Below are 20,510 nucleotides of genomic sequence, written 5' to 3'. Positions count from 1 at the left end.
CGCCCAACCGGGCTATGGTCGGGGTTTGTTCCAGGCCCTGAGCCTGACCGAGCCATTCGCAAGGACCCCGTATGAGCCTGTCACTTCTCAGTCGCTACGCCTTCTTCGCCGCTTGTGTGCTGTTCACCCTGGCCAGCCTGCCGTTCCTCCACCACGAGTGGCTGTGGCCATTCACCCTGACCACCGGCGTGCTCAGCCTGATCGGCCTGTTCGACCTGCTGCAGCAACGCCACGCGGTGCGCCGCAACTACCCGATCCTGGGCAACATCCGTTACCTGGTGGAGGGCATCCGCCCGGAGATTCGCCAGTACCTGCTCGAGTCCGACAGTGATGCCCTGCCCTTCTCCCGCGCGCAGCGTTCGCTGGTGTACGCCCGGGCCAAGAACGAAGCCTCGGACAAACCCTTCGGCACCCTGATCGACGTGTACCAGTCGGGCTTCGAGTTCATCGGCCACTCCATGCGCCCGGCGCCGTTGGCCGACCCGTCCAGCTTCCGCATCGTGGTCGGCGGGCCGCAGTGCCGCCAGCCGTATTCGGCGTCGATCTTCAACATTTCGGCCATGAGCTTCGGCTCGCTCAGCGCCAACGCCATTCGCGCCCTCAACCAGGGCGCCAAGCTGGGCAACTTCGCCCATGACACTGGCGAAGGCAGCATCAGCCCCTACCACCGCGAACACGGCGGCGACCTGACCTGGGAGCTGGGCAGCGGCTACTTCGGTTGCCGCACCCCGGACGGGCGCTTCGACCCCGAGCGCTTTGCCGCCCAGGCGCAAAACCCGCAGGTGCGCATGATCGAGATCAAGATGAGCCAGGGCGCCAAGCCCGGCCACGGCGGCATCCTGCCCAAGCACAAGGTTACCCAGGAAATCGCCGAGACCCGCGGCATCCTGATGGGCGAGGACTGCATTTCGCCGTCACGCCACAGCGCCTTCTCCACCCCGCTCGAGCTGATGCAGTTCATCGCCCAGTTGCGCGAGCTGTCTGGCGGCAAGCCGGTGGGCTTCAAGTTCTGCCTGGGCCACCCGTGGGAGTTCATGGGCATTGCCAAGGCCATGCTGGAAACCGGCATCCTCCCCGACTTCATCGTGGTCGATGGCAAGGAAGGCGGTACTGGCGCAGCGCCGGTGGAGTTCACCGACCACATCGGCGTGCCGCTGCGCGAGGGCTTGCTGTTCGTGCACAACACCCTGGTGGGCCTGAACCTGCGGGACAAGATCAAGCTGGGGGCCAGCGGCAAGATCGTCAGCGCCTTCGACATCGCCAGCGTGCTGGCCATCGGCGCCGACTGGGCCAACTCGGCGCGCGGTTTCATGTTCGCCATTGGCTGCATCCAGTCGCAGAGCTGCCACACCAACAAGTGCCCCACTGGCGTTGCCACCCAGGATGCCCTGCGCCAGCGCGCGCTGGTGGTGCCGGACAAGGCCCAGCGGGTGCTCAACTTCCACCACAACACCCTCAAGGCGCTGGCCGAAATGCTCGCCGCCGCAGGGCTGGAGCACCCGGCGCAGCTGGAGGCCAAGCACCTGGTGCGGCGCATTTCGGCCACCGAGATCAAGCTGTTCTCGCAGATGCACGTGTTCCTCAAACCCGGCGAGTTGCTGACCGGCGAGGTCAACGGGCAGTTCTATTCGCGCATGTGGCAACTGGCCCGGGCCGACAGTTTCGAGCCGCACAGCGAAGTGGCGGCCTGACGGCCTGCCCCTGCAGGAGCCGGCTTGCCGGCGATGAGGCCCTCCAGGCAAAGGCGCTGCTCCTGCAGACGCCATCGCCGGCAAGCCGGCTCCTACAGGGGGGCTTTCATTTTCGGACGTTTCCCACAATTTTTTCACCGAACCCTGCCACCGTCTAAGCTTCAGGCAAGCAAGACGAAAAGTACCTGGCCGGACTCAAGACTATGGGCGCACTGTGGCAATCGGAACCAACCAGAACGGAAGCACCCAAAGCACCCCAGGCTGAAGACCCCACGCCAAAGACTCCCCGCCAGCGCCGCCTGTGGTGGCGGCTGATCCTGCTGGTGCTGTTACTGGCCATAGTCGCCGTGGGCTACGCCGTCTGGCAGGAAATCCAGACCTCGCGCCTGCAATCGCGCGAATTCAGCCGCCTGGCCAGCACCCTCACCTACAGCCTGCAACCCGGCCCGAGCGATGCCATCGTCTACCCCGGCGCCGGCCCGTTCGACAAGCGCCTGGGCTACAGCGCCCTGGGCGAATTCCTGCCGCGCCTGCTCAAGCGCGACTACCTGATCAACCAGCAGGTGCGCTTCTCGCCGGCGTTGATGAACTACGTCGACCACGGCCTGTTCGTACCCTATGTCGAGAAGATCCAGGCCGGGTTGTCGATTACCGACTGCCGTGGCGACACCCTGTACCAGTACAACTACCCGCAGCACCTGTATCCCAACTTCGCGGCCATTCCGCCGGTGATGGTCAACAGCCTTCTGTTTATCGAAAACCGCGAACTGCTCGACCCGAAGGACCCGCAGAACAACCCGGCGGTGGACTGGCCGCGCTTTGCCAAGGCGGCCTACAGCCAGGTGGCCAAGTACCTGGCCCTGCCCGGCCAGTCGGCCGGCGGCAGCACCCTGGCCACCCAGCTCGAGAAATACCGCCATTCACCGGACGGGCTGACAGTGTCTGGCGCCGAGAAAATCCGCCAGATGATCTCGGCCAGCGTGCGCGCCTACCAGGGCGGCCCGGACACCACCGAGGCCCGTGAGCGCATCGTGCGCGACTACCTCAACAGCGTGCCGCTCTCGGCAGTACCGGGCCACGGCGAAGTGCACGGCATGGCCGAAGGCCTGCGGGTGTGGTATGGCGCCGACTTCGATCAGGTCAACCAGGCGCTCAATTCTACCGCCACCGACGACAAGAGCCTGGCCGAGCGCGGCCTGGCGTTGCGTCAGGTGCTGTCGCTGATGATCGCCCAGCGCCGGCCTTCGCATTACCTGTCCAAGGGGCGCATCGAGCTGGCCAACCTCACCGACTCGCACATCCGCGTGCTGGCCGCCAACGGTATTATCGACCAGCCACTGGCCAACGCAGCCCTGGCCAGCAAGGCGGTGTACCGCGACTGGGTGGCCCAGCCGACCATCGTGCCGATCATCACCAACAAGGGCATCAGCCTGGCCCGCAACCGCCTGGCAGCGATGCTCAACCGCCCGCTGTACGACCTCGACCGCCTCGACCTGTCGGCCACCAGCACCCTGCAGGCCGACCTGCAGGTGCAGGTCAGCCAGTACCTGAAAAACCTCGCCGACCCAGCGTTTGCCGCGCAACTGGGGCTGATCGGCGAACGCCTGCTGACCAGCAAGACCACCGACCAGGTGAGCTACAGCTTCACCTTGTTCGAGCGCACCGCCGACGGCTCGCGGGTGCGGGTGCAGACCGACAGCACCGACCAGCCGTTCGACATCAACGAAGGCAGCAAACTGGAGCTGGGCTCCACCGCCAAGCTGCGGGTGCTCACCACCTACCTTGAGATCATCGCCGAGCTGCACGACAAGTACGCCGGCAAGCCACCTGCAGAGCTTAAGAAGGTGCCGGTGGCCGACCTCGACCGCATCAGCCAGTGGTCGCTGGAATGGCTGATGCAGAACAGCAAGAACCAAAGCCTGGACGCCATGCTCGACGCCGCATTGGAGCGCAAGTACTCGGCCAATACCGGCGAGGCGTTCTTCACCGGTGGCGGCATGCATGTGTTCAACAACTTCCGCAAGGAAGACAACAGCCGCAACCCCACGCTCAAGGACGCCCTGCGCGAGTCGATCAACCTGCCGTTCATCCGCCTGATGCGCGACATCGTGCGTTACGTCACCTACCAGCAGCCCTACAACCGCGAGCCGCTGCTGCGCGACGACGCCGACCCGCGCCGCCAGGAATACCTGGCGCGCTTCGCCGACCGCGAAGGCACCAACTACATGATGCGTTTCTGGAAGAAGTACCAGCGCAAGACCTCGCAGCAGCGCCTGGACACCTTCCTCGACAGCCTGCGGGTAACTCCGCAGCGCCTGGCCGCGGTGCACCGCTACCTGTTCCCCGAAGCCGGGCAGGAGACCTTCAACAGCTTTGTGCGCGCCCACAGCAAAGGCGACAAGCAGGCGATGGCCAAGCTCACCGACAGCCGCCTGGTGGAAATGTACGAGGCCTACGGCCCGGGCAAGTTCGACCTGCCCGACCAGGGCTTCATCGCCAAGGTGCACCCGCTGGATTTGTGGATGCTCGGCTACCTGCTGAAAAACCCCGGTGCCTCGCTGAAAGACACCCTCAACGCCAGCCGCTTCGAACGCCAGGAGGTGTACGGCTGGCTGTTCAAGAGCCGCCACCAGGGCGCCCGCGACAGCCGCATCCGCACCATGGTCGAGATCGAGGCCTTCACCGATATTCATGCGCGCTGGAAGCGCGTGGGCTACCCGTTCGACCATCTGGTGCCGTCGCTTGCCACCGCCATCGGCAGCTCGGGTGACCGCCCGGCGGCGCTGTCCGAGCTGGTGGGGATCATCCAGAACGACGGCGTGCGCCTGCCCACCCTGCGCATCGATACCCTGCACTTCGCCCAGGGCACGCCGTTCGAGACGCAACTGATCAGCGACCCGGACCGCGGCCAGCGCATCCTCCCGGTGGAAGTGGCGCGGGCGCTCAAGGGCGCCATGTCGCAGGTGGTCGACGCAGGTACCGCGCGACGCATCTCGGGCAGCTTCAAACTGCACGACGGCACGCCGCTGGTGATGGGCGGCAAGACCGGCACCGGCGATAACCGCATCGAAAGCTTCGGTGCCGGCGGCCGGCTGATCGGCTCGCGCTCGCTGAACCGCACCGCCACCTTCGTGTTCTACCTGGGCGACAACCACTTCGGCACCCTCACCGCGTTCGTCTCCGGGCGTTCGGCCGAGGCCTTCACCTTCACCTCGGCGTTGCCGGTGCAGGTGCTCAAGGGCATGGCGCCGATCCTCATGCCGTACCTGGAGCCCGGCAACCCCAACGCCTGCAAGGCACCGGAAATGGCCATGGTGCCGGTGGGCGGGCACGACTTATCAGCCGATTAGATGATAATCATCGGCATTTGCAGGCTTGTCTTTAGATATATCTTGAGTAATATCTTGCGATATATCTAAACAGACGGAGCCCCGCACCATGCGCGACCACGACCCTTTCGAACGCCGCCCCGGCCGGGGCGAGCGCGGCCCGCGGGTATTCGCCCCGGGCGACCTCAAATTACTGATCTTGTCGATGCTGGCCGACCAGCCCGGCCACGGCTATGACCTGATCCGCCAGATCGAAAACCTCTTCGATGGCAGCTACAGCCCGAGCCCCGGGGTGATCTACCCAACCCTCAACTACCTCGAAGAAGCCGAGCTGATCGGCGGCCAGGTGCAGGGCAGCAAGCGCCTGTACGCCATCACCGACGCCGGCCGCACGGCATTGGCCGAACAGGCCGTGGCCCTGGACGGCGTGCGCATGCGCATCGAGGTGAGCAAACGCGCCCTGCGCGGCCACGACCGCCCGCCAGAGATCCACGAAGCCGTCGGCAACCTGCGCCATGCCCTGCACATGCACAGCGGCCGCTGGACGCCCGACGAGATCGAGCGGGTACGCACCCTGCTCAACGACACCGCCAAGGCCATTGCCGCAGGGTCGACCACCACGGAGAACACCCCATGAGCGACTCCATCCATCGCGTCAACCACGAGATCCGCCAGCGCCGGCTGGTGGTGCTGAAGGTCACCGACCTGACCCCGCGCATGCGCCGCATCACCCTCGGCGGCGCCGAGCTGGCCGGTTTCACCAGCCTGGGCACGGACGACCACATCAAGCTGCTGTTCGCCACCACGCCAGAGCAGCAACACGCCATCGATGCCCGTAACCTGGGCCGTGACGGCGGCGCCCGGCCGACCATGCGCGAGTACACGCCGCGGCGTATCGACCTGGTCAACCTGGAGCTGGACATCGACTTCGTCCTGCACGGCGACGGCCCCGCCTCTACCTGGGCAGCCCAGGCAGCGCCGGGCCAGGCCCTGAACATCGCAGGCCCGCGGGCCTCGATGGTGGTGCCGGACATCTTCGACAGCTACTTGCTGATCGGTGACGAAACGGCAATCCCGGCCATCGCCAGGCGCCTTGAAGAATTGCCAGCGGGCCGCAAAGTGCTGGCGGTGATCCAGGTGGAGGACGAGCAGGAGCGCCAGGGGCTGGCGAGCCAGGCGCAGGTCGAGGTGATCTGGGTACGCCGGCATGAGCAGGATTTGCTGGGCGTAGTGCAGCACCTGGCCCTGCCCGAGGGCCGGCTGTACAGCTGGGTGGCGCTGGAAAAGTCGCTGACCCGCCAGGCCAAGACGTTGCTGCTGGAAAAGGGCGTGCAGGAAGATGCGCTGAAGGCTGCCGCCTACTGGCGGGCGGATGGCACTGCCGACGACGAATAAATTCCAGCCCTGCGGATGCCCCTGTGGGAGCGGCCTTGTGTCGCGATGGGCTGCGCAGCAGCCCCAGGATCTCGACCTCATGTGAAATCGCCGGGGCTGCTGCGCAGCCCATCGCGACACAAGGCCGCTTCCCACAAGGAGCGCCCCAGCTTTCAGAAATGGAGCAAGGCAGTTGCTCCCGTACTCAACCTAGCTCGTACGCCCCCGCCACCGATCCAACCCCAGCAACACCAGCCCGATCCCCCAGAACCCCGCCAGCACCCCCAGGGCATTGAGCATCACCTGCCCATACTCCAACTGCGCCACATCCACGAACGGGTACGGGTACACCCCGATCTCATGCCCGCGCAGCAGCACAAAGGCAAAGTACAACGCCGGGTACAACGCCCAGACCGCCAGGTGCCACAGGCGCAGGCGCCCCTTGGGCACCTCGAACCACCAGTAAAGTGCAAACACAACCGGCATCACGTCGTGCAGCAGTTCATCCGCCAGCCATTGCCAGCCCTCGGGCTGCCACAAATGGCGCAGCAGCACGCTGTACCCCAGCCCCACCAACACGATACTGGCGCAGATGCAGCTGCTGACCGGTGCTGACAAGAACCAGCGCCGCGCCGCCGACTCACGGCCAAACGCGGCGTGGCTGAGCACCGTGGCCACCAGGGTGTTGCTGAGCACGGTGAAATAGCAGGACAGGTTGACCAGCCCGCCGATCAGGCTGGCCTGCTCCTGCCAGCGCGCCAGCAGCACCAGGTACAGCTGCACCGCCAGCCCCGCCCAACCGAGCACGGCGGCCAGGGTCAGCCAGGGGCGGTGCGGCATCAGCTTTTGCGCTGCAGCTTCACGTACAGCTGCTCGACCTTCTCCCGAGCCCAGGGCGTCTTGCGCAGGAAGGTCAGGCTCGACTTGATGGTCGGGTCGCTCTTGAAGCAGCGGATGTCAACGCGCTCGGCCAGGCCCTGCCATTGGTAGTGCGCCACCAGCTCGGTGAGGATCTGCTCGAGGGTCTTGCCGTGCAGCGCGTTGTGTTGGGCCGTGCTCATGCCAGTGCTCCAGGTTCGGGAAGGTGCGCACATTACACGAGTGTAGTGGGCCGGTGCAGTGCCTGCGGGCACTGCTGCCTCGCCCTGTAGGAGCGGCCTTGTGTCGCGAAAGGGGCGCGAAGCAGCCCCGGCGATGTGTGCCGTAGCCAAGATCCCAGGGCCGCTGCGCAGCCCTTTCGCGACACAAGGCCGCTCCTACAGGGGACCGCGTCGTGCCACAAAACACTGGCCAGCGCCAAACAGCTTGTGCTGAAATAGTGATGTTATATTGTAACAACACATAAAGTCTGCCAAGGAACGCCACGCCCCCATGCGTCACATCCCCCTGCGCCTCACGCCCCTCGCCGCCGCCCTTTGGCTGGCCTCATCCCCCAGCCAGGCCGTGGAACTGCAACCCCAGGTGATCACCGCCAACCCGCTGGGCAACGCCCAACTGGCCGCCCCGAGCACCGTGCTCGAAGGCAACGATTTGCTGCTGCAGCAGCACGGCAGCCTGGGTGAAACCCTCAACAAGCAACCCGGCGTCGCCTCCACCTGGTTCGGCCCCGGCGCCAGCCGCCCGGTGATCCGTGGCCTGGACGGCGATCGCATCCGTATCCTGCGCAACGGCGTCGGTGCCCTGGACGCTTCGTCGCTGTCCTACGACCACGCCGTGCCGCTGGACCCGATCAACGTCGACCGGGTCGAGATCGTTCGCGGCCCCGCCGCGCTGCTGTACGGCGGCAACGCCATCGGCGGGGTGGTCAACACCTTCGACAACCGCATCCCCGACTCGCCCATCGACGGCATCCATGGTGCCGGCGAGCTGCGCTACGGCGGCGCCGACACCACCCGCAGCAGCGCCGGCAAGCTCGAAGCCGGCAACGGCGAATTCGCCCTGCACCTGGACGCCAGCAGCCGCTCGTTCAACGACCTGCGCATCCCGGGCTATGCCCGCAGCCCGAAGGTGCGCGACGCCGACGAGCCCGGCAGCAAGCACCGCCTGGAGAACAGCGACGGGCGCCAGGACGGCGGCGCCATCGGCGCTTCGTACCACTGGGATCACGGCTATGCCGGCCTGTCCTACAGCCGCTACGACAGCAACTACGGCTCGGTGGCCGAAAGCGGCGTGCGCCTGGACATGACACAGGACCACTACGCCTTCGCCTCCGAGCTGCGCGACCTCGACGGGCCGTTCACCTCGGTCAAGCTCGATGCCGGCTACACCGACTACGAACACCGCGAAATCGAAGACGGCGAGGTGGGCACCACGTTCAAGAACAAGGGCTACGAAGCCCGCATCGAAGCGCGCCACCAGCCGCTCGGCCCGCTGGAGGGGGTGGTTGGCGTGCAGCTCAACCGCAACGAATTCTCCGCCCTGGGCGAAGAGGCCTTCGTACCGCAAAGCGATACCGACAGCCTGGCGCTGTTCATGCTCGAGCAATGGCAAGCCACCGAGCGCCTGAACCTGAGCCTGGGCGCACGCCTGGAGCACACCCGCATCGAGCCGGATGCCAAAGGCAACGACACCTTCGCCGCCGCCGACAGCACCAGCAACTTCAACGCCTTCAGCCTGAGCTCGGGCGCGGTCTACCAGCTGGACCCGGTGTGGGCTCTGGCCGTAAGCCTGGGCTACACCGAGCGCGCACCGACCTTCTACGAGCTGTACGCCAACGGCGCCCACATCGCCACCGGCGCCTACGAGGTGGGTGATGCCAGCCTGAACAAGGAAAAGGCGATTTCCGCCGACCTGGCCCTGCGCTTCGACAACGGCACCCACAAAGGCAGCGTGGGGGTGTTCTACAGCCACTTTCGCAACTACATCGGCCTGATCGACAGCGGCAACACGCACCTGACCGACGAGGGCGACGAGTTCCCCGAGCTGCTCTACCAGGGCGTGCGGGCACGCTTCTACGGGGTCGAGGCCCAGGACCGCTGGCAACTGCTGAAAAACCAGTACGGCAGCTTCGCCCTGGAGCTTTCGGGTGATTACACCCGGGCCAAGAACCTCGACAGCGGCGAGCCGCTGCCGCGCATCGCCCCGCTGCGCCTGACCAGCGGGCTGGTGTGGGAGCTGGACCGCTGGCAAGCGCGGGTGGACGTGCAGCATGCATCCTCGCAGCACCGCAAGCCGAGCAACGAGACCAGCACCGACGGCTACACCACCCTGGGTGCGAGCGTGAGTTATCGCTTCGATATCGGTAAAAGCGAGTGGCTGGCGTTCGTGCGTGGCGAGAACCTGACCGACCAGACCGTGCGCTATGCCAGCTCCATCCTGCGGGATATTGCACCGGCGCCGGGGCGCAGTGTCGAGGTGGGGTTGCGCACCACGTTCTGATTCATTGACCGCAAGCCTGCCTTGCGCAATTTGCAAAACTGACGCGCCCGGTGGGAAGCGGCCTTGTGTCGCGATGGGCCGCACATCGGCCCCAGAATGATCAGCGCGATACCGGTGATCGGAGGCCGCGTTGCGGCCCATCGCGACACAAGGCCGCTTCCCACACCTCGACGTCGGTTCGCTGCAAACGACTCGACTATTACCTGCTCAGCAACAACCCCCTGCGACAATTTGTCTTTTTTTCTTACAAATTCCCCTATATCCTCCCGGTCGCAAGCTGAAACGCTTCACCCGCACTCCTTGACTGCCATTTCCCTCGAAGCCCCCACGCTTCGATGCGTTTGCCGTTTTCTCAATAATCAAAAGATAGCGCTATCTCATGCCCGTCAACGTTCGTCACCTAGCCCTCGCCGCCCTGCTCGGCCCCCTGCCCTTCACCACCAGCGCCGGCGAACTGTTCGCCAAGGACTCACCCTGGATGCTCGGCGACTGGGGCGGTACCCGCACCGAACTGTTGGAAAAAGGCTACGACTTCACCCTCGGCTACACCGGCGAAATGGGCAGCAACCTGCACGGCGGCTACAGCCACGACCGCGCCGCGCGCTACAGCGACCAGTTCACCCTGGGCGCGCACATGGACCTTGAAAAGATCCTCGGCTGGCAGGCCGCCGAGTTCCAGCTCACCGTCACCGAGCGCCACGGCGACAACATCAGCAACGACCGCATCAACGACCCGCGGGTCGGCGGCTTCACCTCGGCCCAGGAAGTCTGGGGCCGCGGCGAAACCTGGCGGCTGACGCAGATGTGGGTCAAGCAGAAGTACTTCGACGGCGCGCTGGATGTAAAAGTCGGCCGCTTCGGCGAAGGCGAGGACTTCAACAGCTTCCCCTGCGACTTCCAGAACCTGGCCTTCTGCGGCTCGCAGGTGGGCAACTGGGTCGGCGGCATCTGGTACAACTGGCCGGTCAGCCAATGGGCGCTGCGGGTGCGCTACAACCTGAACGATCAGCTCTACGCCCAGGTTGGCGTATTCGAGCAGAATCCCTCCAACCTTGAGTCGGGCAACGGCTTCAAGCTCAGCGCCAGCGGCACCCAAGGCGCGGTCATGCCGGTGGAACTGGTGTGGAGCCCGCAGGTATTTGGCCTGAAAGGGGAATATCGCGCCGGCTACTACTACAGTAATGCCAAGGCTCAGGATGTGCTCAAGGACCGCAACGGCCAGCCTGCCGCCATCAGCGGCGCAGCTTATCGCAGCAGTTCGAGCAAGCATGGCCTGTGGCTCGGTGCCCAGCAGCAGGTGACCGCGCAGGCGTCCGACCAGTCCCGCGGCCTGAGCCTGTTCGCCAACGCCACGGTGCACGACAAGAAGACCAATGCCATCGACAACTATGTACAGGCAGGTTTGCTTTACAAGGGCCCCTTCGATGCCCGCGCCAAGGACGACATCGGTTTCGCCCTGGCCCGCGTGCACGTCAACCCCGGCTACCGCAAGAACGCCCGCCTCATCAACCAGGCCGCCGGCCTGGACGACTACGACAACCCCGGCTACCTGCCCGTGCAGGACACCGAGTACAGCGCCGAACTTTATTACGGCATTCACCTGGCCGACTGGCTCACCGTGCGCCCGAACCTGCAGTACATCCGCCACCCGGGCGGGGTGTCGCGGGTCGACGACGCGTTGATCGGCGGCCTGAAGATCCAAAGCAGCTTCTGACCTGACTTTTCACACATACGGAGAACCTTTGATGAGCACCGAAAGTGCCAAGACTGGAACCCGCTGGCTACCCCGCCTGATGGGCGTGCTGCTGTTGCTGATGGGCCTGGCCCTGGTGGCCGGCGGCATCAAGCTGAGCCAGCTGGGCGGCTCGCTCTACTACCTGATCGCCGGTATCGGCTTTGCCCTGTCGGGCATCCTGCTGCTGGCCATGCGCCGCATCGCCCTGGGCCTGTACGCCGTAGTGCTGCTGGCCAGCACCGTCTGGGCCCTGCTGGAAGTGGGCCTGGACTGGTGGCAACTGGTGCCGCGCCTGGCCATCTGGTTCGCCATCGGCGTGGTGCTGCTGCTGCCCTGGGCGCGCCGCCCGCTGTTCGGGCCGGCCGCCAAGCTCAACACCGCGCTGCTGAGCGTTGCCGTGGTGGCCTCCGGCGCCACCGCCGTGGCCAGCCAGTTCACCCACCCGGGCGAGATCCGCGGCCACTTCACCCGCGACAGCAGCGAGATGGCCAGCGCCGCACCGGCCATGCCTGACGGCGACTGGCAGGCGTACGGGCGCAGCGAGCACGGCGACCGCTACTCGCCGCTGCGCCAGATCACCCCGCAGAACGCCTACCAGCTCACCGAAGCCTGGCGCATCCGCACCGGTGACCTGCCCACCGACAACGACCCGCTGGAACTGACCAACGAAAACACCCCGCTCAAGGCCAACGGCATGCTCTATGCCTGCACACCGCATGGCCGGGTGCTGGCCCTGGACCCGGACAGCGGCGCCGAGATCTGGCGCTACGACCCGCAGATCACCAGCCCCACCAAGACCTTCAAGGGTTTTGCCCACATGACCTGCCGCGGCGTCTCGTACTACGACGAGAACAGCTACCTCAGCCGTGACGGCAGCCCGGCACCGAAAATCAGCGACGCCGGCCAGGCCGTGGCCCAGGCCTGCCCGCGCCGCCTCTACCTGCCTACCGCCGATGCCCGCCTGATCGCCATCAACGCCGACAACGGCAAGGTCTGCGAAGGCTTCGCCAACCAGGGCCAGATCGACCTGACCCGCGGCATCGGCCCGTTCACCGCCGGTGGCTACTACTCCACCTCGCCGGCGGCGATCACCCGCGAGCTGGTGATCATCGGCGGCCACGTCACCGACAACGAGTCGACCAACGAGCCGTCCGGGGTGATCCGCGCCTATGACGTGCACGACGGCCGCCTGGTGTGGAACTGGGACAGCAACAACCCCGACGACACCAAGCCCTTGGCCGACGGCAAGTTCTACAGCCGCAACTCGGCCAACATGTGGTCGCTGGCCAGCGTCGATGAAGAGCTGGGCATGGTCTACCTGCCGCTGGGCAACCAGACCCCTGACCAGTGGGGCGCCGACCGCACCCCGGGCGCCGAGAAGTACAGCGCCGGCATCGTCGCCCTGGACCTGGCCACCGGCAAGGCGCGCTGGAACTACCAGTTCACCCACCACGACCTCTGGGACATGGACGTCGGCAGCCAGCCGACCCTGGTACACCTGAAGACCGACGACGGGGTAAAACCTGCGGTGATCGTGCCGACCAAGCAGGGCAGCCTGTACGTGCTCGACCGCCGCGACGGTACGCCGATTGTGCCGATTCGCGAAATCCCGGTACCGCAAGGCGCGGTCAAGGGTGACCGCACCGCGCCGACCCAGGCCCGCTCCGACCTCAACCTGCTCGGCCCGGAACTGACCGAACAGGCCATGTGGGGCGCCACGCCGTTCGACCAGATGCTCTGCCGCATCCAGTTCCGCGAGCTGCGCTACGAAGGCCAGTACACCCCGCCGTCCGAGCAGGGCACGCTGGTCTACCCGGGCAACGTCGGTGTGTTCAACTGGGGCAGCGTGTCGGTCGACCCGGTGCGCCAGCTGCTGTTCACCTCGCCCAACTACATGGCCTTCGTATCGAAGATGGTGCCGCGTGAGCAAGTGGCCGCCGGCAGCAAGCGCGAAAGCGAAACCAGCGGCGTGCAGCCGAACACCGGCGCACCGTACGCGGTGACCATGCACCCGTTCATGTCGCCGCTGGGCGTGCCTTGCCAGGCTCCGGCCTGGGGCTATGTGGCGGCGATCGACCTGTTCACCAACAAGGTGGTGTGGAAGTACAAGAACGGCACCACCCGCGACAGCACCCCGGTGCCGATCGGCCTGCCGGTCGGTGTGCCGAGCATGGGCGGCTCGATCGTCACGGCCGGTGGCGTGGGCTTCCTCAGCGGCACCCTCGACCAGTACCTGCGCGCCTATGACGTGAGCAACGGCAAGCAGCTGTGGAGCGCCCGCCTGCCGGCTGGCGGCCAGGCCACGCCAATGACCTACACCGGCAAGGACGGCAAGCAGTACGTGCTGATCGTCGCTGGTGGGCACGGCTCGCTGGGTACCAAGATGGGTGACTACATCATTGCCTACAAATTGGGCGAATAACCTGCACCTGGGTAAATGGCACCGGCCACGCCGGTGCCATTCACCCCGCACCCGTCACATGGCGTACTGCCGGGTCCACTGCCTGGCGGTGTCATCGAACGCCTTGCGATTGCGCAACCACTGCTCGGCAATCTGCGGCTGCAACGCAGGCTCCGGGTTGGGGTCGCTCAACAGCGACATGATGCTCAACAGCACCTTGCCCACGGTCAGCGCCGGTGACCAGTTGTCACCGAGAATATCCAGCCCCACCTCCCCGCCGCTGCCAATATTGGGGTGGTAGATACGGGTCTGGAACTTCACCTGCAACGCCGATAACGGGTAATCCTGCGGGAAAACCAGTTCCAGCAAGAACACCCCTTGCTCGTAGGGCGTCGCCGACGGCCCCATGATCGAAGCCTTCCACACGAACAGCTCGCCATCTGCGAACGGCCCTGCCGAACACCCCGCCGGCGGGTCCTTGACCATCAGTTCCAGCTCTTTTCGAATCCTTTGCAACGTCGCCATCGGCAGCCTCGTATCCGGTTGGGTGGAGCACAACTTCGCCGCCGCGACAGTGACAGATCGTTCATCCGCCGGCCATTGAAACCTGCAGCGCCGCTCCCCATCTAAGCACCCATAGCCATTCAAGCAGGTGCCCCATGAGCGACCAGCAGGATTTCCCGGAACATCCCGACGAACACAGCGAAGTCGAACACCTCGATAAAGCCGCCAGCACCGGCCACCACCTCGCCCTGCCCGGCCAGCAACTGCCGGACAAGGTCTACGTGATCCCGATCCACAACCGCCCGTTCTTCCCCGCGCAGGTGCTGCCGGTGATCGTCAACGAGGAACCCTGGGCCGAAACCCTGGACCTGGTGGCCAAGTCCGAGCACCACAGCCTGGCGCTGTTCTTCATGGATACCCCGCCGGAAGACCACCGCCACTTCGACACCAAGGCGCTGCCCGAGTACGGCACCCTGGTGAAGGTGCACCATGCCAGCCGCGAAGGCGGCAAGCTGCAGTTCGTCGCCCAGGGCTTGAGCCGGGTACGCATTCGCACCTGGCTCAAGCACCACCGCCCGCCCTACCTGGTGGAAGTGGAGTACCCGCGCCAGCCGGCCGAGCCCACCGACGAGGTCAAGGCCTACGGCATGGCCCTGATCAACGCGATCAAGGAGCTGCTGCCGCTCAACCCGCTGTACAGCGAGGAGCTGAAGAACTACCTCAACCGCTTCAGCCCCAACGACCCGTCGCCGCTGACCGACTTCGCTGCCGCCCTGACCTCCGCCACCGGCAACCAGTTGCAGGAAGTACTCGACTGCGTGCCCATGCTCAAGCGCATGGAAAAAGTGCTGCCGATGCTGCGCAAGGAGGTCGAGGTCGCCCGCCTGCAAAACGAAATCTCCGCCGAGGTGAACCGGCAGATCGGCGAACACCAGCGCGAGTTTTTCCTCAAGGAACAGCTCAAGGTGATCCAGCAGGAGCTGGGCCTGACCAAGGACGACCGCAGCGCCGACCTTGAACAGTTCCAGCAGCGCCTGGAAGGCAAGACCCTGCCCGAGCAGGCGAAAAAGCGCATCGACGAAGAAATGGGCAAGCTGGGCATCCTCGAAACCGGTTCGCCCGAATACGCCGTCACCCGCAATTACCTGGAATGGGCCACCGCCCTGCCCTGGGGCGTGTATGGCGCCGACAAGCTCGACCTTGCGCACGCGCGCAAGGTGCTCGACCGCCACCATGCCGGGCTCGACGACATCAAGGAGCGCATCCTCGAATTTCTCGCCGTGGGCGCCTGGAAGGGCGAGATCAGCGGCTCCATCGTGCTGCTGGTGGGCCCGCCCGGGGTGGGCAAGACCAGCATCGGCAAGTCCATCGCCGAGTCGCTCGGCCGGCCGTTCTACCGCTTCAGCGTCGGCGGCATGCGCGACGAGGCCGAAATCAAGGGCCACCGACGCACCTACATCGGCGCCCAGCCCGGCAAGCTGGTGCAGGCGCTGAAGGAAGTCGAGGTGATGAACCCGGTGATCATGCTCGACGAGATCGACAAGATGGGCCAGAGCTACCAGGGCGACCCGGCCTCGGCGCTGCTCGAAACCCTCGACCCCGAGCAGAACGTCGACTTCCTCGACCATTACCTGGACCTGCGCCTGGACCTGTCCAAGGTGTTGTTCGTGTGTACCGCCAACACTCTGGACTCGATCCCCGGCCCCCTGCTCGACCGTATGGAAGTGATCCGCCTGTCCGGCTACATCACCGAAGAGAAGCTCGCCATCGCCAAGCGCCACCTGTGGCCCAAGCAGCTGGACAAGGCCGGCGTGTCAAAAAGCAGCCTGGGCATCAGCGACAGCGCCCTGCGCACGGTGATCGAGGGCTACGCCCGCGAGGCCGGCGTGCGCCAGCTGGAAAAACAGCTGGGCAAGCTGGTGCGCAAGGCCGTGGTCAAGCTGCTGGACGACCCGGATGCAAAACTGAAGATCGCCAACAAGGACCTGGAGGCCGCCCTCGGCATGCCGGTGTTCCGCAGCGAGCAGGTGCTGGCCGGCAAGGGCGTGATCACCGGCCTTGCCTGGACCAGCATGGGCGGCGCCACCTTGCCGATCGAGGCCACACGCATTCACACCCTCAACCGCGGCTTGAAGCTCACCGGCCAGTTGGGTGATGTAATGAAGGAGTCGGCCGAGATCGCCTACAGCTACATCAGCTCGAACCTGAAAGCCTTCGGCGGCGAAGCGGGCTATTTCAACGAGGCGTTCATCCACCTGCACGTACCCGAAGGCGCCACGCCCAAGGACGGCCCCAGCGCTGGCGTGACCATGGCCAGCGCCCTGCTGTCGCTGGCCCGTGACCAGGCCCCGAAAAAAGGCGTGGCCATGACCGGCGAGCTGACACTTACCGGGCAGGTGTTGCCGATTGGCGGGGTGCGTGAGAAGGTCATTGCCGCCCGCCGGCAGAAGATTTTCGAGCTGATCCTGCCGGAACCCAACCGTGGCGATTTCGCCGAATTGCCGGCGTACCTGAAGGAAGGCCTGACCGTGCACTTCGCCAAACGCTATGCAGATGTGGCGAAGGTACTGTTCAACTGAAACAACAGAACAGGCGGGCCGGCAGGGCCCGCCCTATTCAAACACCTTGCTCATGCCCCTGGCATGCTCACCGATGGTCCCCCACTGGCTCAGGAACTGCCTGAAGTGGAACATGAATGTCGCCAGTTGCTGGCGGGTATTCATGCGTTGCAGGCGTTCCATGGCACTCTCCAGATAGGCCTCGATGGTCTGCCAGGCGGTATGCAAGTGGCCGCTGGCAAGCACCGCATCCCACAGCTCGGTTTGCAGTAGTTTCATCTCGCTGTCGAGCTGGTTGACCCGTCCCTCGACCCGCCGGTGCTGCGTCAGGCGCTGGCTGAGCTGCCGGTGACGTTGCTCAAGCCTCCTCTGCTCGGCGCGAGCCTCCTTGGCCTTGCTGCCATAAATCGAACTGCTGATCAGAAACCCGAACGGGCCACCAACCCAGCCGGCAGATGACTGCTTCGAGTAACGCTGATAGTCGCGCTCTGCCGCCTTGATATCCTCATTGAGCATCCCTAGTTCCCAGCTCAGGTTTTCAGCCTCTGGCGAGCCGGCAAAGCGCCTTGCCGCCCGGCATTTCTCGACAATGGACGGCACCAAGCGCTCGCGGGCGGTATCGCGAAAGGTCTGCAGGCCAATGCGCAAGGTGTCGACCTGCTGGTCATAATCATCCACAAGCCCGTGCAATCGCACCAATTCGCCGCCCATGGCAGCAAGCAGCTGCAGGTCATGGGTATCGAGCGCGGCAGGCGGCGCGAGTTGCAGACTTTCCCAGCTTCCCTGGTTGGCGCCCAGGGCACGGGTACGAGCGCCCAATGCCACCACTTTGCTCCCTTGCGCCTCGATGCTGGCTGCATGCCGTTGCAGCCCGACGGTGACCTGCTGGCATTGCACGCGCAAGGCCGTCCAGGCGTTACCGTGTACCCGCAACTGCTGGAACAGCAACAGCATGCGCTCGGGCGTCAGCTCGGGCTCGCTGATATGCTCGTACCCCAGCCACTCCATGGCTTGAGCAACATCAGACGGCATATGCTGCACACTTGCGCGGTAGGCATCGAGCGCCTGCAGGGCCGGCCGGGTGACCAGCAGGCCCGCCTGGTCTGCGCCCTCTCGTGCGTCCATGGCCTCTATCAGCGCGCCAGGCAGCACGACCGCCTTGGCTTGCTGGACGTCGTAATGCAATTGTCTTGGGTTCATTCGAATACTCCAGATGGAAGGCACCGTCCGCCAACGCCTCCGGCAGACGGTGCCAGGCTCTCAGAACCCTCGACGGTCCTGTTCGAGCAGGCTGCGAAGGAAGCCGAGCAGCAGCGCAAACGCCTGCGCCAGCGAGGCGATGTCACTGGCACTGGCCATTGCATGGCTGACGATCTGCGTCTGCCGGCCTTGCAACGAATGGCGCAGGGCATTGATCTCGCTGTCCCACTCTGCACGCAGCGCAAACAGCCGTGGCAAGTCGTCCAGCGCCGCCAGGTTAGCCTTGAGCTCGGCCTGCGCCCGAGCCAACTCGCGCAGTTGTCGAGCCAGGCCGTTGACACGCTCCTGCAGCGCACGGCGCTCACGTTGCAGCTGCTGGTAGCGCATGCCTTCGATCAGATCACCCAGCACGACCCTGAGCTGTTCCACGGCCTGGGTAATAGCCTCGGCCGTGATCTTCGCCTCACCGCCGGGGGCCGCCAGCTTCTGCAAGTCGGCAAGCGAAGGCACGACACCGTCGAAGCGCGTTTGCAGGCCATTGGCTTCCAGGGTGGCAATGGCCTTGAGCACGCTTTCGGCCTTGGCGGCCTCACGCCCGTGTTCCTCGGCCAGTTGGCGCTCGGTGGCAGCGGTCGCTTGCTGCTGTTTCAGTAGCCGCTGCTTGTTCGACTCCCCATCCAGTACCGGCAATGCAACAAGTGCCTGGCGCTCGCTTGCCAGGTGGGCCAGCAGACGGCCCAATAGCGATACGACAGTCTCACGCGTCTCTGCGGCAAGGCCGATCAGCTCTGCATCATCGTCCTCGCCAAGGGCATCAAGGATGTCGGCCAGAGGATCACTGGCAAGTTCCGCCACCAGGCGCTGGGCATTGCCCGCCAATTGCCGGCGGCAGCCGTCGAACAGCTTCATGTTCCGCTCAAGGCCTTCTTGAAGCAGTGGCGCAAATTTAAACGTGCCCTTCTGCCACGCCGAGGTGAATGCCTGGTTCGTGGCAAGGATGCGCTGCATTTGCGGCACATCGGAGGGCTGCAGGTAAGTGACGTTGTCGTTCATGTTCTTACACCTTATTGCGCCGAGGCGGCTTCGTCGAAGATGCGGGTCAGTTGCAGGGTGGTTTTCTCGATGGCGGCCCACTGGCTGAGAAACTGCTTGAAATGCAGGCCGAAAATCGCCAGCCGTTGGGTGTTGTCGATACGTTCGAGACGTGAGATCGAAGTGTCGATATATGCGCCAACGATGCCCCAGGCTGTTTGCAGGTGGGACGCCGACGTCACCACATCCTGAAGGCGGGTATCGAGTTCGTTGATGAAGGTGGCCAGCACCTCCATGCGCCCCTCCAGGTTGACCCGCACGCGCAGTTGCTCGCCAACCGCACGCCGCTCAGCCTGGCGCGCCTTGCGCTCCTTGCGTACCTTCTCGGCCTTGCTGCCATAAATGCCCCCGGTGATCACTGCGCCGATCACCCCGGCCGCCAGCCCGCTCAGCGCCATCTTGACGTACTGGTCATACTCCTTGTTCAGCGCTTCGATTTCGGCGTCCAGCTCTGCCAGCTGGCTGCGCAGGCGCTCGACCTCACCATCGCTCTGTTTGCGCTCGACAGCCTGGCCCTTGGTCTTGACCGCAGGAATCAACTTGAAGCGGGCCGTATCGCGAAACATTTCGGTTTGCTTCTGCACGGCAGTAACCTGGGCGGCATAAGCGCGTACATCTTCATTGAGAAACTGCATGTACTCGACCAGCATCGACACCGACTCGCGGTCGCTGGTCCCCAACGGCAGCGGGGCACGCAAAGCGACGTCCCGCCATTCGCTCTGCTTGTTCAGCTTGAGGACCTCGGCGGTCAGCTCGACGATCGCCTCGCCTGCACTACCGATCGAGTTGGCGGTCGCCGCCAGCTGGCTGGACAGGCGCTTGCTGCTGTCCGAGAGCGGCGCCCAACTGCGCGCATGGGTGCGCAGGTCGGCGAACAGCTTGCCCCACGCAGCCGGTTTGAGCTCTGGCTCGTCGATATCCCTGTAGCCCAGCCAACGCTGCAGGTTGTCGGGGGTGGCGGGCAATGCAAAGACGAAGTTGACATAACGGTTGATGGTGATGATGTGCTCGCGGCTGAGGGTCAAACCGCCCTCGCCCTCACCGTCGCGTTCGGCCATGGCCTGCACCAGCTTGCCCGGCACGATTGCAGCGTCCTGTTGCAGCTGATCATAATCAGCCTTGTTTGCATTCATGGTCCTGCTCCCTTGATTCAAGCCTGAACAGGCTCGGGAGCAGCAACCTAAGGCATCCAGCATCCCCAACAGCAGCAGGCAGGTATTCCTGCCCCGCTGATATTTCGCCCCCGAA

14 protein-coding genes are annotated in these 20,510 nt (G+C 64.9%); 8 read left to right on the top strand and 6 right to left on the bottom strand.

Going from position 1 to position 20,510, the window contains the following annotated elements; genetic code table 11:
• The first annotated feature begins 71 nt into the window (after positions 1–71).
• The 4 genes from KSS94_RS05740 to KSS94_RS05725 all read left to right on the top strand — a co-directional run bounded on the left by KSS94_RS05740 (position 72) and on the right by KSS94_RS05725 (position 6,415).
• Entirely contained in the window at positions 72–1,691 is a 1,620-nt protein-coding gene (locus KSS94_RS05740; protein ID WP_217842070.1) for an FMN-binding glutamate synthase family protein, read from the top strand.
• A gap of 203 nt (positions 1,692–1,894) precedes the next feature.
• The gene (locus KSS94_RS05735; RefSeq protein ID WP_217842069.1) at positions 1,895–5,041 is read left to right on the top strand and encodes a transglycosylase domain-containing protein; all 3,147 of its coding nucleotides are present in this window, start codon (positions 1,895–1,897) and stop codon (positions 5,039–5,041) included.
• A gap of 88 nt (positions 5,042–5,129) precedes the next feature.
• A complete protein-coding gene (locus KSS94_RS05730) occupies positions 5,130–5,657 on the top strand; it encodes a PadR family transcriptional regulator (RefSeq protein WP_217842068.1) in 528 nt (175 codons plus the stop codon).
• Positions 5,654–6,415 (top strand): siderophore-interacting protein, encoded by a 762-nt coding sequence (locus KSS94_RS05725; RefSeq protein WP_217842067.1) that lies wholly within the window; start codon positions 5,654–5,656, stop codon positions 6,413–6,415. Before KSS94_RS05730 ends, KSS94_RS05725 begins: the two co-directional genes overlap by 4 nt.
• Positions 6,416–6,604: 189 nt before the next feature.
• On the opposite strand, the gene KSS94_RS05720 is transcribed toward KSS94_RS05725, so the two are convergent.
• Complete coding sequence (locus tag KSS94_RS05720; RefSeq protein ID WP_217842066.1) at positions 6,605–7,234, bottom strand: Pr6Pr family membrane protein; 630 nt, start codon at positions 7,232–7,234, stop codon at positions 6,605–6,607.
• Positions 7,234–7,455 (bottom strand): VF530 family protein, encoded by a 222-nt coding sequence (locus tag KSS94_RS05715; RefSeq protein ID WP_217842065.1) that lies wholly within the window; start codon positions 7,453–7,455, stop codon positions 7,234–7,236. The genes KSS94_RS05720 and KSS94_RS05715 overlap by 1 nt, the downstream gene beginning before the upstream one ends.
• 310 nt (positions 7,456–7,765) lie before the next feature.
• Here KSS94_RS05715 and KSS94_RS05710 point away from each other — a divergent pair, with 310 nt between their 5' ends.
• The 3 genes from KSS94_RS05710 to KSS94_RS05700 all read left to right on the top strand — a co-directional run bounded on the left by KSS94_RS05710 (position 7,766) and on the right by KSS94_RS05700 (position 13,929).
• A complete protein-coding gene (locus KSS94_RS05710; RefSeq protein WP_217842064.1) occupies positions 7,766–9,772 on the top strand; it encodes a TonB-dependent receptor in 2,007 nt (668 codons plus the stop codon).
• Positions 9,773–10,151: 379 nt separating this feature from the next.
• Positions 10,152–11,486, top strand: a complete 1,335-nt coding sequence (locus KSS94_RS05705) for a carbohydrate porin (protein WP_217842063.1) — start codon at positions 10,152–10,154, stop codon at positions 11,484–11,486.
• Between the two features lie 31 nt (positions 11,487–11,517).
• Positions 11,518–13,929 (top strand): glucose/quinate/shikimate family membrane-bound PQQ-dependent dehydrogenase, encoded by a 2,412-nt coding sequence (locus KSS94_RS05700; RefSeq protein WP_217842062.1) that lies wholly within the window; start codon positions 11,518–11,520, stop codon positions 13,927–13,929.
• A gap of 54 nt (positions 13,930–13,983) precedes the next feature.
• On the opposite strand, the gene KSS94_RS05695 is transcribed toward KSS94_RS05700, so the two are convergent.
• Positions 13,984–14,433 (bottom strand): ubiquitin-conjugating enzyme E2, encoded by a 450-nt coding sequence (locus KSS94_RS05695; protein ID WP_217842061.1) that lies wholly within the window; start codon positions 14,431–14,433, stop codon positions 13,984–13,986.
• A 134-nt stretch (positions 14,434–14,567) separates the two neighbouring features.
• Between KSS94_RS05695 and lon the strand changes: the two genes are divergently transcribed.
• Positions 14,568–16,991: an endopeptidase La gene (gene lon / locus KSS94_RS05690; protein WP_217842060.1), complete on the top strand. Its 2,424-nt coding sequence runs from the start codon at positions 14,568–14,570 to the stop codon at positions 16,989–16,991.
• Positions 16,992–17,024: 33 nt separating this feature from the next.
• On the opposite strand, the gene KSS94_RS05685 is transcribed toward lon, so the two are convergent.
• Genes KSS94_RS05685 through KSS94_RS05675 form a run of 3 tightly spaced genes read right to left on the bottom strand, consistent with a single transcriptional unit; the run spans position 17,025 to position 20,395 of the window.
• Entirely contained in the window at positions 17,025–18,170 is a 1,146-nt protein-coding gene (locus tag KSS94_RS05685) for an alpha-xenorhabdolysin family binary toxin subunit A (RefSeq protein WP_217842059.1), read from the bottom strand.
• A 60-nt stretch (positions 18,171–18,230) separates the two neighbouring features.
• Positions 18,231–19,223 carry an alpha-xenorhabdolysin family binary toxin subunit B gene (locus KSS94_RS05680; RefSeq protein ID WP_217842058.1) on the bottom strand — a complete coding sequence of 331 codons (993 nt, stop codon included), beginning with the start codon at positions 19,221–19,223 and terminating at the stop codon, positions 18,231–18,233.
• Positions 19,224–19,234: 11 nt separating this feature from the next.
• On the bottom strand, positions 19,235–20,395 hold the full coding sequence (locus KSS94_RS05675; RefSeq protein WP_217842057.1) for an alpha-xenorhabdolysin family binary toxin subunit A: 1,161 nt from the start codon (positions 20,393–20,395) through the stop codon (positions 19,235–19,237).
• Between the last annotated feature and the right edge of the window lie 115 nt (positions 20,396–20,510).

The sequence above is a fragment of the Pseudomonas fakonensis genome (genome assembly GCF_019139895.1).
GTDB classification, from domain to species: Bacteria; Pseudomonadota; Gammaproteobacteria; order Pseudomonadales; family Pseudomonadaceae; genus Aquipseudomonas; species Aquipseudomonas fakonensis.
This window is presented reverse-complemented; position numbering and strand designations above follow the sequence as displayed.